The organism is Curtobacterium sp. TC1 (genome assembly GCF_019844075.1).
Taxonomy (GTDB): Bacteria; Actinomycetota; Actinomycetes; order Actinomycetales; family Microbacteriaceae; genus Curtobacterium.
Genome location: NZ_CP081964.1, coordinates 1,598,876 through 1,612,316, shown reverse-complemented (window position 1 = coordinate 1,612,316; position 13,441 = coordinate 1,598,876). Strand labels below are relative to the sequence as shown.

13 protein-coding genes are annotated in these 13,441 nt (G+C 71.3%); 6 read left to right on the top strand and 7 right to left on the bottom strand.

The features are described 5' to 3' along the window. Positions 1-103: 103 nt before the first annotated feature. Entirely contained in the window at positions 104-751 is a 648-nt protein-coding gene (locus KZI27_RS08770; protein ID WP_222660652.1) for an NAD(P)-dependent oxidoreductase, read from the bottom strand. 112 nt (positions 752-863) lie between these two features. Between KZI27_RS08770 and KZI27_RS08765 the strand changes: the two genes are divergently transcribed. Together KZI27_RS08765 and KZI27_RS08760 are read left to right on the top strand one after the other, a co-directional pair. After that, a complete protein-coding gene (locus KZI27_RS08765; protein WP_222660651.1) occupies positions 864-1,226 on the top strand; it encodes a winged helix-turn-helix transcriptional regulator in 363 nt (120 codons plus the stop codon). 170 nt (positions 1,227-1,396) lie between these two features. Next, positions 1,397-2,428, top strand: a complete 1,032-nt coding sequence (locus KZI27_RS08760) for an NADPH:quinone reductase (RefSeq protein ID WP_222660649.1) — start codon at positions 1,397-1,399, stop codon at positions 2,426-2,428. Positions 2,429-2,497: 69 nt separating this feature from the next. Here KZI27_RS08760 and KZI27_RS08755 read toward each other — a convergent pair whose 3' ends face one another. Then, entirely contained in the window at positions 2,498-2,683 is a 186-nt protein-coding gene (locus KZI27_RS08755; protein WP_205462139.1) for a hypothetical protein, read from the bottom strand. Positions 2,684-2,724: 41 nt separating this feature from the next. Next, entirely contained in the window at positions 2,725-3,534 is an 810-nt protein-coding gene (locus tag KZI27_RS08750) for a hypothetical protein (protein ID WP_222660647.1), read from the bottom strand. Positions 3,535-3,647: 113 nt separating this feature from the next. On the opposite strand from KZI27_RS08750, the gene KZI27_RS08745 reads away from it, so the two are divergent. Beyond that, positions 3,648-4,544 (top strand): patatin-like phospholipase family protein, encoded by an 897-nt coding sequence (locus KZI27_RS08745; RefSeq protein ID WP_222660645.1) that lies wholly within the window; start codon positions 3,648-3,650, stop codon positions 4,542-4,544. Further along, the gene (locus KZI27_RS08740; RefSeq protein WP_222660644.1) at positions 4,541-6,601 is read left to right on the top strand and encodes an alpha/beta fold hydrolase; all 2,061 of its coding nucleotides are present in this window, start codon (positions 4,541-4,543) and stop codon (positions 6,599-6,601) included. The genes KZI27_RS08745 and KZI27_RS08740 overlap by 4 nt, the downstream gene beginning before the upstream one ends. Before the next feature lie 91 nt (positions 6,602-6,692). On the opposite strand, the gene KZI27_RS08735 is transcribed toward KZI27_RS08740, so the two are convergent. Then, complete coding sequence (locus tag KZI27_RS08735; RefSeq protein WP_222660643.1) at positions 6,693-7,886, bottom strand: acyl-CoA dehydrogenase family protein; 1,194 nt, start codon at positions 7,884-7,886, stop codon at positions 6,693-6,695. A 47-nt stretch (positions 7,887-7,933) separates the two neighbouring features. On the opposite strand from KZI27_RS08735, the gene KZI27_RS08730 reads away from it, so the two are divergent. Next, positions 7,934-8,545, top strand: a complete 612-nt coding sequence (locus KZI27_RS08730) for a QsdR family transcriptional regulator (protein ID WP_222660642.1) — start codon at positions 7,934-7,936, stop codon at positions 8,543-8,545. Next, on the top strand, positions 8,542-8,985 hold the full coding sequence (locus tag KZI27_RS08725; RefSeq protein WP_222660641.1) for an acyl-CoA thioesterase: 444 nt from the start codon (positions 8,542-8,544) through the stop codon (positions 8,983-8,985). Before KZI27_RS08730 ends, KZI27_RS08725 begins: the two co-directional genes overlap by 4 nt. A gap of 157 nt (positions 8,986-9,142) precedes the next feature. Here the strand turns inward: KZI27_RS08725 and KZI27_RS08720 are convergent, their stop codons facing one another. From KZI27_RS08720 to KZI27_RS08710, 3 genes are all read right to left on the bottom strand, one after another. Beyond that, positions 9,143-9,292, bottom strand: a complete 150-nt coding sequence (locus KZI27_RS08720; RefSeq protein ID WP_222660640.1) for a hypothetical protein — start codon at positions 9,290-9,292, stop codon at positions 9,143-9,145. Positions 9,293-9,339: 47 nt separating this feature from the next. Next, positions 9,340-9,780 (bottom strand): VOC family protein, encoded by a 441-nt coding sequence (locus KZI27_RS08715; RefSeq protein WP_222660639.1) that lies wholly within the window; start codon positions 9,778-9,780, stop codon positions 9,340-9,342. A gap of 157 nt (positions 9,781-9,937) precedes the next feature. Next, on the bottom strand, positions 9,938-13,396 hold the full coding sequence (locus KZI27_RS08710) for a proline dehydrogenase family protein (RefSeq protein WP_222660637.1): 3,459 nt from the start codon (positions 13,394-13,396) through the stop codon (positions 9,938-9,940). Positions 13,397-13,441: the final 45 nt, after the last annotated feature.

The window sequence follows — 13,441 nt, the reverse complement described above, 5'->3', positions numbered from 1 at the left end:
GGGGCGCGGACGCGGTCCGGGACGGGCGGGAGGGAGGCTCGGGGCGACCCCGCCACGCGCGTCCCGTCCCGTCCCGTCCCGTCCCGTCCCGCGAGCGGTTGCCTCAGTAGGCGACGCCGAAGCGCGTCTGGTGGTGTGCCGGGTTCGCGATCTCGTCGACGAAGGCCAGACCGAAGTCGTCACCGGAGATGTCCGAGTTGCCCTCGGCGTCGGCGAGCAGGACCTCGTCGGTCGTGCGGTACGTGCCGCGGCGCTCACCCGGGTTGTAGCTGCCGTAGCCGGCGGCCGGGCTGACGTAGAACCAGTCGACGTCGGTGTCCGAGGCACGGAGCGCGTCGAGGATCTGCGCGTGGCTCTTCGCCTCGCCCTTGAACGCGTCCGGGAACTCGGCCGAGTCGAACAGGCGCGGACCACCCTCGGCGACGAGCAGCGAACCGGCGCCGCCGACGATGCCGAGCCGCGCACCGGCGCTGGAGGCAGCGTCGACGAAGTGCTGGAACTTGTCCTTGAGCTCACTGCCGTCGGCCTGGACCGCGTGCAGCGCGACGACGATGACGTCGGCGTCCTTCGTGACCTCGGCCACGAAGTCGGCGTCGAACGCGTCGCCCTGCGCCAGGGTCAGGCCCTCTGCGGCGTCGAGCTTGCTCGTGTCGCGCGCGACGGCGGTGACGGCGATGCCACGGGAGAGGGCTTCGCGGGTGATGGCGGAGCCGGCGTAGCCGGTGCCTCCGAAGACGACGATGCTGGTCATGCTGTTCCTTTCGTGGGGCTGGTGCTGCTCACCGTACAAGAGTTACTCTCTTTGAGTAAGTAGGCACCTCACAGTGCGTAACGGAGCCCGTCGTCACGGAGGCCAAGCCAGCATGTCAGCACTCGAGTACAGCCCCTACGCGGCGGACTGCCCCAGCCGACAGTTGCTCGACCGCATCGGCGACCGCTGGAGTGTGCTGACAATCGGCACCCTCGCCGACGGGCCGCAACGGTACTCGGCGATCGCGAACCGGGTACAGGGCGTGTCGCAGAAGATGCTCACGCAGACACTCCGCGCGCTCGAACGGGACGGGCTCGTGACGCGGACGGTGTTCCCGGAGATCCCGCCGCACGTCGAGTACGAACTGACCGATCGCGGGCGGTCGCTCCGCCGGGTGCTCGAGCCGCTCGAGGCGTGGGCGACGTCCCACATGGACGACGTCGCCGTGTCGCGCGAGGAGTACGACGCGCGCTGACGGGCGCGGGCGGGCGCGGCGCGGGCGCGGGGGCGCGGGCGGACGGGCGCGGAGCACTTCGTGAGCAGGAATGGTCGGGTCGGCAGCGCGCACCCGACCATTCCTGCTCACGAAGCGTCGCCACGCCCACACTCGGAATCCCCGACGGCGGCGAGTGGTTGCCTGGGGACATGCGATCGATCGTCTACACGAAGCCCGGTGACAGCAGCGTCCTCGAACTCGTCGAGCGGGACGTCCCCGAACCCGGCGCCGGCGAGGTCCGCGTCCGCGTGGTCGTCTCCGGCGTGAACCCGACCGACTGGAAGGCCCGGGCCGGCGGCACCTACGGCGACGGCCTGCCGTTCCCCGAGATCACGCCGAACCAGGACGGCGCCGGCATCGTCGACGCGGTCGGCCCGGGTGTCGAGGACCTCGCCGTCGGTGACCGCGTGTGGCTCTTCATGGCCGCAGCCTCGCGTCCGACCGGCACCGCACAGGAGTACACCGTCGTGCCGGAGAGCCGCGCGGTCCGCCTGCCCGACGGCATCTCGTTCGACGTCGGCGCCTCGTTGGGGGTGCCGGCGATGACGGCGCACCGTGCCCTGACCACGCACGAGGACGGTCCGTCGCGACTCGGCCCCGGATCCCTCGACGGCTTCACCGTGCTCGTCGCTGGCGGTGCCGGCGCCGTGGGGCACGCCGCGATCCAGCTCGCCCGCTGGGCCGGCGCGACGGTGATCACGACCATCAGCTCGGACGACAAGGCCGCGCTCGCCACCGCCGCGGGCGCTCACCACGTCGTGAACTACCGGCAGGACGACGCCGCGGCTCGCATCCGCGACATCGCTCCCGACGGCGTCGACATCGTGGTCGAGGTGTCGATCCCACAGAACGCCGCCCTGGTCGCCGACGTGCTCGCGAACCACGGCGTCGTGTCGATCTACGCGAACAACGGCGGCGACGAGGCCTCGCTGCCGATCCGCCCGAACATGAGCGTCAACGCGCGGTACCAGTTCCTGCTGCTCTACACGATCGGCGACGAAGCACTGGCAGCCGCGGCCGAGGACGTCACCGAGGCACTGCACGACGGCGTGCTGCCGGTCGGCGAGGACGCCGGGCTCCCGCTCACGCGGTTCGACCTCGCCCGCACCGCGGACGCGCACGACGCCGTCGAGCAGGACACCGTCGGCAAGGTGCTGATCGATGTGCCCGAGGCGCAGTAGCCCCGAACCCGGACGACGAACGGCTCCCACGCACGTGGGAGCCGTTCGTCGTGGAGGATGCGGGAAGGGTCAGCGACCCAGGCGCGCGGCGATGGCTGCGGCGACCCGGATCCGGGCTGCTTCGCGCTCGCGCTCGAGGTTGGCGGCGATGACGTCGAGGTCTTCGTAGTCGGCGTCGGTGGTGGTGTCGTTCCAGTTGGGCGATGAGATCCGGGCACGCCCGAACGACGGCGGAGCAGGGTTCACGGTCGTCATGAGGGCATCGTACGTCGAGCGTCCGACAGAGCGTGTGAGCATCACGGGCCTTTCCTTGGATTGCGGTCGCGCTCGGGGAACGAGTAGGTCAACGAGAACGCCACGGCCATGAACGACGCCATCATCGCGATGTTCTTCGCGTCGAGATCGGTGAAGGCGTCGGGGACCGGGGAGTCGACGGTGAGCATGCCGAACGAGTACTGGTCGGACCGGATCACCACCGAGACGTACGAGGAGTACCGCGGTTCGAAGCCCGACACGTCCTGGTCGACATCGACGTCGGCGGAGCGGTCGCCGACGATCCGGGGTGACCCTCCGACCAGCACCCACTCGAGGTTGCGGTCGCCGTAGGGCGTGCCCGCGCGGAAGACCCCAGCGGTGTCGCCGGCGCCCCCGTGACCGATCGGTTCGAGCGCACGCAGATCGGTGGACAGCTGGTACACGTTGGCGCGGACGTCGGGCACCTTCGGCAGCAGGTAGAACGCCAGGGCCACGGCGATGCGGTCGGCGACGACGGAGAGTTCGGCGTGACGCTCGGAACGGGGCAGTTCGGCGAACCGGACGAGCCGGGTGGCGATCTGGCCGAACGCGTACCGGACCGCCGTCGACTGTTCGAGCTCCGCCGCGGTCGCGTTCTCCTCGGCCACCGCCCGCACAGCGTCGCTGCGTCGGGTCCGGACCACCTGCACCGCCACGGCACCGACCAGCACGACGAGCCCGAACACGACGAGCGACAGTCGGACCGCCGGAGTGACGAACAGGTTCGGCAGCTGGAACGCCGCGGTGGGCGCGGCCGCCACCACGATCGGCCACCCGACCGTGCCGACCCGTCCTGAACGCTGTTGCCCCATGACCACGACGCTAGGTCACGCCACCGACGCGATCGGAGTTGTCCACAGGGCAGTTCTCCACAGCGAGACCGGGTCTCCACCAGCGCGTCGCCGGCAGCTGGTAAGCAGGACCCATGACCGACGTCGCGACGCCCGTACCCGGAACCAGAGCCCTCGTCCTCGGCGGTGGTGGTGTCGCCGGGATCGCGTGGGAGGTCGGTGTGCTCTCCGCCCTGCAGGACGCCGGCGTCGACCTCGACGCAGCAGACCTCGTCGTCGGCACGAGCGCCGGCAGCGTCGTCGGGGCCTTCGTCCGAAACGGTGCGGTACAGCAGGCGTACGACCAGCAGCACACCCCGGCGCCGACGACCTACGTCGAGCCGCCGGCCATCGACACCGACGCCGTCCAGCAGCGGATCGGCGCCGCGCTCGAGGGGGCGACCGGCGAGCAGGATGCCCGCGCCCGCCTCGGCCTCGCCGCCCAGCAGGTCACCGACGGTCAGACCGACGACGAACGCGTGGCGACCTTCGCCGAGACCCTGCCGTCCACCGAATGGCCGGGCAAGCCGCTCGCGATCACCGCGGTCGACGCCACCGACGGCACGTTCCGGCTGTTGACCGCGGCCGACGGCGTCCCGCTCCCCCGCGCGGTCGCCGCGAGCTGCTCCGTGCCCTTCGTGTGGTCGCCCGTCGGCATCGAGGGCCGACCGTACGTCGACGGCGGGGTCCGGTCCGGCACGAACGCCGACGCCGCCGCCGGCCACGAGCGTGTCCTCGTCATCGCCTGCGGTCCCGAGGGTCCGTCGCCGGTCGGCCCCTGGCTCGACGTCGCGGTCGAGTCGCTCCGCGCCGGCGGCAGCTCGGTCGAGGTCGTCGTGGCCGACAGCACCGCCCAGGAAGCCTTCGGCACGAACTCGCTCTCGCTGGCCACCCAGGCGCCGTCGGCGGAGGCCGGCCGCACCCAGGGCACGGCGGTCGCCGAGCAGATCGCCGCGTTCTGGGCGGACGACCTGGTGAGCGTGGACGCATGACGACGCCGTTCGCCGACCTCGACCAGTACATCGCCCTTCCCCGGGTCGACGGGATCGCGATCAGCCCCGACGGTGAGCGCGTCGCCCTGACGGTCAGTGCGCTCGACCCGGACCGCACCGGGTACCGCCGTTCGATCTGGCAGGTGTCAGCAGGGAACGACGCCGACGCGGCCAGCGGATACGCACCTGGTAGCGCCGTCCGCCTCACCCGTTCCGCCAAGGGCGAGGGCGGCGTGGCCTTCACCCGCACCGGCGACCTGCTCTTCGTCTCCACCCGCCCCGATGCCGACGCGGCCGACGTCGAGGCCGCCCAGCTCTGGGTCCTTCCGGCAGCCGGTGGTGAGGCACGCCCCCTCACCCGGCTCACCGGCGGGGTCGGCGGTGTGCTCGCGACCGCTGCAGCCGCCGACACCGTCGCGCTCACCGCCGACCTGCTGCCCGGGGCCGGTTCCGACCCGACGACCGTGCTCGACGCGGACGCCGAGCTCCGCAAGGCCCGTAGGGACAAGAAGGTCCGCGCGATCCTGCACGAGACGTACCCGGTCCGGTACTGGGACCACGACCTCGGCCCGGACCAGACGCACGTGCTGACGCTCGACCTGGCAGACGGCCACACCGAGGACGCCGGGGACGCCGCACTCCCCCGCCTCACCGACCGCACACCGGCCCCGGGCCGGTCGCTGGACCACGTCGCCGGAGCGCTCACGCCCGACGGATCGGTCCTGCTGGCAGCCGTGGGCGTCCGGGAGGCCCGTGGGGACCGCTCGACGCTCGTCACGATCGACTGCGCCAGCGGCCACCGCACGGTGCTCTTCGACGACGTCGACGTCGACCACGAGATGCCCGCCCTGAGCCACGACGGCCGCACGATCGCGTGGGTCAGGACGGTTCGTTCCACGCCTGCCGGCGCGGCCCAGCAAGAGGTCTGGACCGCCGGCATCGACGGGTCGGACCCGCACCGCATCGCCACCGACTGGGACCGCTGGCCGAGCGAGCTCGTGTTCGAGCACGGCGACCGGGCCCTGTTGGCCGTGGCCGACCAGGACGGCCGGGCACCGGTCTTCCGCATCCCGCTCGACGGCGCAGCCGTCGAGCAGCTGACCCACGACGACTGGGCGTACTCGAGCTTGCGCGTGGCGGAGGCGACCGGTGCGGTCGTGGCGCTCCGGGCCTCCTGGGCGGCGCCGCTGCACCCCGTGCGGATCGCGACGGACGGGGTGGTGACCCCGCTCGCGACGCCGGCGGCCCTGCCCGACGTCCCCGCGCACCTGGAAGAGGTCGAGACCACGGCGGCCGACGGTGCGCGCGTGCGCGGCTGGCTGGTGGTGCCGGAGCGCGACGGGCCGCACCCGCTGCTGCTCTGGATCCACGGCGGACCGCTCAACTCGTGGAACCAGTGGTCGTGGCGGTGGAACCCGATGCTCCTGGCGGCGCGTGGGTACGCCGTGCTGCTGCCGGACCCGGCGCTGTCGACCGGCTACGGGCTCGACTTCGTGAACCGCGGGTGGAACGCGTGGGGGCAGGCTCCGTACACCGACCTGATGGCGATCACCGATGCGGTCGAGGCGCGCGGCGACATCGACGAGACCCGCACGGCCGCGATGGGCGGTTCGTTCGGCGGCTACATGGCGAACTGGGTCGCCGGGCACACCGATCGGTTCCGCGCGATCGTCACGCACGCCAGCCTGTGGGCGCTCGACCAGTTCAACGGCACCACGGACTCGTCGCAGTACTGGTCGTCGATCTTCGACGCCGCCGGCATCGAGGCGAACGACCCGCACCGCTTCGTGGCAGACATCACGTCCCCGATGCTCGTCATCCACGGCGACAAGGACTACCGGGTGCCGATCGGCGAGGGGCTGCGGCTCTGGTCCGAGCTCGCCGAGCACCACGCGGCGCCGGACGGCACGATGCCGCACCGGTTCCTGTACTTCCCGGACGAGAACCACTGGGTGCTCTCGCCGCAGCACGCCGTGGTCTGGTACGAGACCGTGTTCGCGTTCCTCGGGCAGCACGTGCTCGGCCAGGAGTGGGAGCGGCCGGAGCTGCTCGGGTAGTCGCGGCCCTGGTCGACCCGGAACGACACGATCGACGTCGTACGACATCGTGGATGTCGTTCCGGGTCGGATCCACCCGAGCAGGCCCGGCCTAGACGAACGCGGCCTGTCCGGTGATCGCCCGTCCGACGATGAGCGTGTTCACCTCGCGTGTGCCCTCGTACGAGTAGATCGCTTCGGCGTCCGCGAAGAACCGGGCGACGCCCTTGTCGAGCACGATGCCGTTGCCGCCCTGGACCTCGCGGCACCAGCCGACGGTCTCGCGCATCTTCGCGGTCGCGAACGCCTTCGCCAGGGCGGAGTGCTCGTCGCCCCCGACACCGGTGTCCTGCATCGCCGAGGCCTGCGTGCAGAGCGCGATCGACGCGGTGATGTTCGACAGCGACTTCACGAGCAGGTCCTGCACGAGCTGGTGCGACGCGATCGGCTTGCCGAACTGGATCCGTTCGCGGGCGTAGGAAAGGGCTGCTTCGTACGCGCCGACCGCGATGCCGACGGCCTGCCAGGCCACCTCGGTGCGGGTCAGGCGCAGCACCTCGGCCGTTGCCCGGAACGAGTCCGCGCGCTGCAGTCGACGCGACTCGGGCACGCGGACGCCCTGCATGACGATGTCGGCGTTCTGCACCCCGCGCAGCGCGATCTTGTCCTCGATCTTGGTGGCGGTGAAACCGGGGGTGTCCGTGGTGACCAGGAAGCCCTTCACCTGCTCGTCCGCGACGTCCTTCGCCCAGATGACGACGACGTCGGCGAAGGTGGCGTTGCCGATCCAGCGCTTCTCACCGTCGAGCACCCACGTGTCGCCGTCGCGCCGGGCGGTGGTGCGCAGGCCGCGGGCGGAGTCGCTGCCGGACAGCGGTTCGGTCAGGCCGAACGCCCCGATGAGTTCGCCGGCCGCCATGCGCGGCAGCCACTCGCGCTGCTGCTCCTCGCTGCCGGCCACCGCGATCGAGTTCATCGCCAGGCCGGACTGGACGCCGATGAACGTCGCGACGCTCGCGTCGACCCGTCCGAGTTCGAGCGCCGCCCACCCGCGGTACACGGCCGAGTTCTCGAACTGGCGCACGAGCGGGATCCCCGGCCCGTACATCCCGAGCTCGGCCAGAGGGGCGATCACCTGCATCGGGAACTCGGCGCGTGCCCAGTACCCGTCGGCGATGGGCGCGACCTCGTGCTCGAGGTACTCGCGGAGTCGCCCGATCGACGCGCGCTCCGGCTCGGTCAGCTGCTGTTGGAAGCCGTAGAAGTCCGATTCGAGGAGGCCCGTCGTGGGCGTCAGCGTTGACATGGAACCAACGATGCATCATTCTCGAAAACGTTGCAAGGGAGGGTCGCGTGTACACATCGGATTCTGCGCTGCGCGCCTTCCGGGAGGCCCGCCACACCTTCATCGACGGCGCACGGATCGACATGGGCGCCTTGGCTGCCGCACTCGGCGTGGACCGTACGTCGCTGTTCCGGTGGGTGGGCAACCGTGACCGGTTGCTGTCCGAGATCCTGTGGTCCCTCGCAGTCCCGACGCTCGACCGGGCGTCCCGCGCTGCCGACACGATCGGGTCGACCGGCGCAGCACGCATCGTCGACGTGCTCGACCGGTTCACCGCCGACCTCATCGACGCCACCTACTTCCGCGCGTTCCTCACCCGCGAGCCCGCGCGGGCGATGCGCCTGCTGACCACCTCGGAGAGCGACGTGCAGAGCCGGTTCGTCGACCGGATCACTGCACTCGTCGTCGAGGAACAGTCGTCCGGCGAGTTCGATCCAGCCCCGCTCTCCGCCGAGGAGCTCGCCCGGCTGCTCGTCCGGATCTCAGAGTCGTTCACCTACGCTGAGTTCATCTCCGGTGAGGCCCCCGACCCTGTCCGGGCACGCGCCGCGTTCGAGTACGTGCTGCGCCCCGCCGCCGATCACGCCACACCCGCACCTCCTCCGATCGGAGACCGATGACCATCGACGAATACCCGTTCCGCCGCCTCTACCCCACGCGGTGGAACGACAACGACATGTTCGGGCACGTCAACAACACGATCTACTACTCGGCGATGGACAACGCGTCGACGTACTGGTTCCGCGAGCAAGCGGGGCTCGACCCGTTCTCGTCGGACTGGATCGCAGTGCTGGTGTCGTCGAGCTGTCGGTTCGTCGAGTCCGCCGTGTGGCCGGATGTCATCGAGGTCGGGATGCGGTCCAAGCACCTCGGCAACACGAGCCTGTCGTGGGAGTTCGGCCTGTTCCGCCAGTCCGACGGCGCGCTGCTCGCCACCGGCGAGTTCGTGCACGTGATCATCGACCGCGAGGGCGCCCGTCGGCCGATCCCCCTGCCTTCGGCGCTCCGCGAGCTCGTGACCGGCACGATGGTCGCCCAGGAGCCCGCCGTCGCCGACTGACGCTGGCGACGTGCCCGACGTCAGCCCGCGCCGCGGTTGCGCCGACCCCGGCGCACAACCAAAGTGCCCTCGAACCGCACAATCGCGTGGTTCGAGGGCACTTTGGTGGTGCAGGCCGGGTCGGCACCGGGCTCCGAGGGCCGGCGCAGCGAGCAGGTCAGGGGCGGTAGTCGTCGCGGCTCGGCCGGTTCAGCCGTGCGGCGAGGTCGTCGCCTGCGGGCTTCCCGCCGTTCAAGGTCCCGAGCACCTTCGCGACGGTCGACAACACGAAGCCGATCCCTCGGCCGATGGCGTGTACGAAGCGCATGACGTCCCCTCTCGTCACCCCATGCTAGCCCGCGGCCCGAGGACTACTCAGGACTTGAGGGCTGCGAGTTCGAGGTTGATGTCGTCCGGGTCCTGCACGGACAGGATCACCATGCCGGCGTCCCCGAGGTCGGTCACATCGCCGTGCTCGACACCCGCCGCATCGAGACGTGCGGCCGCCTGGTGCAGCTCGTCGACGGACCCCACGACGAAGCTGACGTGGTCGAGGCCGACGGTGTCCGGGTTGAACGTCTGCCCCGCCGGAGCGACCGGGCGCAGGCCGAAGACCTGGTCGCCGAGCTGGAACACGGATCCGCCGTAGAAGCGCTCGCGGTCCTCGCGCACGCCGGGCTCGTCGACCTGGTCGCTGAAGTCGATCGCCGGGTCGGTGCCGAGCAGCTGCTGGTAGAACGCCTTGCTGCGGTGGATGTCGGTCACGGTGACGCGGACGTGGGCCAGGGCGGTCGGGCGTGCGAACGGTTCGGTCATGGTGGAGCTCCTCCGGGTTCGACCCGACGCAGGGCCGTCGGGTGCGCGCCGTGGTTGCGACGCACACCCGAGGCAACCCCTGCCACCTCGGTGCATCCCGACACCGTGCGGCGACCGGACAGCGGCGCTGGACCCGAACGCCAGCGCCGCGGTCCGGTCAGATCAGGTCGTCGGTCAGGTGGTTCGGCGTGCCGAAGCGGTGTGCCGTGATCGACACCGCCTGCTCGCGGACGAACGGCAGGATCTCGAGCCGCCCGGCCTCGGTCACGGGGCCGCCGTACACCGCGACGTCGGGACGCCCACCGATCGCCGAGTAAAGCGCCGAGGTGTCGCCGCCGATGAGCCGGACACGGGTCGACGGACCCGCCGCGATCGACGATGCGAAGGCCTCGTCGGGGACCGACTGGGACACGGATCGCACGATGGGCAGCGAGCGGATCGCCGAGGCGACGGCCGAGGGCAGCGCCCGCGCCGTCGAGACCTCGATCGTCGTGCCGGCCCGGAGTGCGGCGGCGACGACACGGACGAACTCGGGCACAGCGTCCTCGTCCTGGGACGCGAGCCGCACCTGCACCGACGGGAACGGCAGGTACCGCGCGATGTTCCGCTCGGCGCTCAAGGCCGAGACGTCGATCGCGGTGCCGAACAGCGTCGACCAGGCCTGCTCGTCGGACGCCAGCGCACGGTCGAGCACCGGCGACGACACCTCGGCCGCCCGGACGAACGCCCGGATCGGGGCGGACGGAGCCGCCGAAGCGGTCGCAGCAGCAGGCGCCCACGACCCGAGCCCGAGCAGGTAGTTCAGCCCACCGGCCTTCGTGCCGGCGCCGACGGCAGACTTCTTCCACCCACCGAACGGCTGGCGGCGGACGATCGCACCGGTGATGCCGCGGTTGACGTAGAGGTTGCCCGCCTGGATCCGGCCGAGCCACGTGCCGATCTCGGCCGGGTCGAGCGAGTGCAGGCCCGAGGTCAGGCCGTAGTCGACCTCGTTGACGATGTCGATCGCTTCGTCGAGGGTGTCGGCGGTCATCATGCCGAGGATCGGACCGAAGTACTCGGTGCGGTGGAACTCCGAGCCGCGTCGGACGCCCTGACGGACACCCGGGCTCCAGAGCTTGCCGGTCTCGTCGAGCTGCTTCGGCTCGACGGCCCAGGACTCGCCCGCGCCGAGCGTCGTCAGGCCGTCGAGCAGCTTGCCCGACGCCGGCTCGATGACCGGGCCCATCTGCGTCGCGGCGTCGGTCGGGTAGCCGACGGTGAGTGAGGACACGGCGTCGAGGAGCTGGTTGCGGAAGCGCTTCGACTTCGCGACCGACCCGACCATCACCACGAGTGACGCGGCCGAGCACTTCTGACCGGCGTGCCCAAAGGCCGAGGCGACGACGTCCTTCACCGCGAGGTCGAGGTCCGACGACGGGGTGACGATGACGGCGTTCTTGCCCGAGGTCTCGGCGAGCAGCGGCAGGTCGGGACGGAACGAACGGAACAGCTCGGCGGTCTCGTACGCGCCGGTGAGGATCACTTGGTCGACCATCGGCGAGGCGATGAGCTGCTCGCCGAGCTCGTTCTCGGACACCTGCAGGAACGCGAGCACGTCGGCCGGGGCGCCGTGGGCGTCGAGCGCGGTCTCGATGATCGAGGCGAGGACTGCCCCGGAGCGCTCGGCGGGCGGTGCCGGCTTGAGGACCACGGCGGACCCGGCGGCCAGCGCGGCCAGGGTCGAGCCCGCGGGGATCGCGACCGGGAAGTTCCACGGCGGCGCCACGAGGGTCAGGCTCGCCGGGGTGAAGGTCGCGCCGTCGACCTCGTCGAGCTGCGACGCGAGCGTGCCGTAGAAGTGCGCGAAGTCGATCGCCTCGGACACCTCGGGGTCGGCCTGGTCGATGGTCTTGCCGGTCTCGGCGGCCATGACCTCGATGAGTGCGGCGCGGTTCGCCTCGAGCGCGTCGCCGACGGCGTGCAGCACGGCGCCACGAGCGCCACCGGACCAGGTGCCCCAGACCGCACCGGCGGCCTTGGCGCGGCCGAGCGCGGCGTCGAGCGCCGTGGCGGAGTCGACCCGGGCCTCCTGGACGGCGCGGACGCCGAGCGTCGACGACGCGATCCGGTCCGTGATGGCCGAACCCCACTGGCGCACCGATGCGACCGACGGGTCGCTGTCCGGCGTGTTCTCGAACCGGTCCGGTCCGGGGCGCCCGACGGCCGCGTAGCGGTCGGCGACGCGGTGGGACGCCGGGGCGGCGAGGCCCTCCGGCGTGGCGAGCGGCACGAGCGAGGCGCGGAACCGCTCTTCTTCGCGGGCGAACAGCGGCGGTGAGGACACCAGCGAGAAGACCGCCGACATGAAGTTGTCCTGCGAGGCGCCTTCTTCGAGGCGGCGGATCAGGTACGCGATGGCGACGTCGAACTCACCGGGGTGCACGACCGGCGTGTACAGGAGCAACGAACCGACGGTGCGGCGGACGGCTTCGGCCTGGCCTTGCGCCATGCCGAGCAGCATCTCGAACTCGATGCCGTCCCGCACGCCACGCTCACCGGCGAGCAGCCACGCGTGCGCGACGTCGAACAGGTTGTGCCCGGCGACGCCGACGCGGACGTTCTCGACGCGCGACGGGGTGAGCGCCCAGTCGAGCACGCGCTTGTAGTTGGTGTCGGAGTCCTGCTTGGTGTGCCAGGTGGCGAGCGGCCAGCCGTGCACCGAGGCCTCGACCTGCTCCATGGGCAGGTTCGCGCCCTTGACCAGGCGGACCTTGATGCCGGCACCACCGCGGGCCCGGCGAGCGGCGGACCACTCCTGCAGCTGCTCCATCGCGGCGAGGGCGTCGGGCAGGTACGCCTGCAGCACGATGCCGGCTTCGAGGCCGAGGAACGCGGGCTCGTCGAGGAGCTTCGTGAAGACCGCGATCGTCAGGTCGAGGTCCTTGTACTCCTCCATGTCGAGGTTGATGAACTTCGCCGGGGTCGCGGCGGCGGCACGCTCGAACAGCGGGCGGAGCTGCTCCACGATGTCGTCGACGGCGTGGTCGAACGCCCACGGCGAGTGCGGGTGCACGGTCGACGAGACCTTGATCGACACGTAGTCGACGTCGTCGCGGGCCAGGAGCTTGTGCGTGCCCTCGAGCCGGCGTGCCGCCTCGCGCTCACCCAGCACGGCCTCACCAAGCAGGTTCACGTTGAGCCGGACGCCGTCCCGCTTGATCTTGGCGATCGCGGGGCCGAGCTTCGAGTCGGTCGCGTCGACGATGAGGTGGCCGACCATGCCGCGCAGCACCCGGCGGGCGATGGGCACGACGACGTTCGGCAGGACCGGTGCCATGCCGCCACCGAGGCGCACGAGTCCTCGCATCGCGGCGGGCAGGAACCCGGGGGCGCCGGGCGCGATCTGCCGGAGCTTGCGCGCGGCGACGGCGAGGTCTTCCGGGCGGACGACGCCGTCCACGAAGCCGACCGCGAAGTCCAGACCGGCGGGGTCGGCGAGCACCCCGGCGAGCTGCTTGGCAGAGCCGTCCACCGGGAACGACTCGGCCTCGGCCAGCCACTGTCGGACGAGTGCGACGGACTGGTCCGCCAGGGCGTCGTGGTCGGTGGCGGGGTGCTCCTGCAGGGTCGTCATGGGATCAGTGTGGAGGCCCGGGATACGGTAGCGGAAGCGACCGTT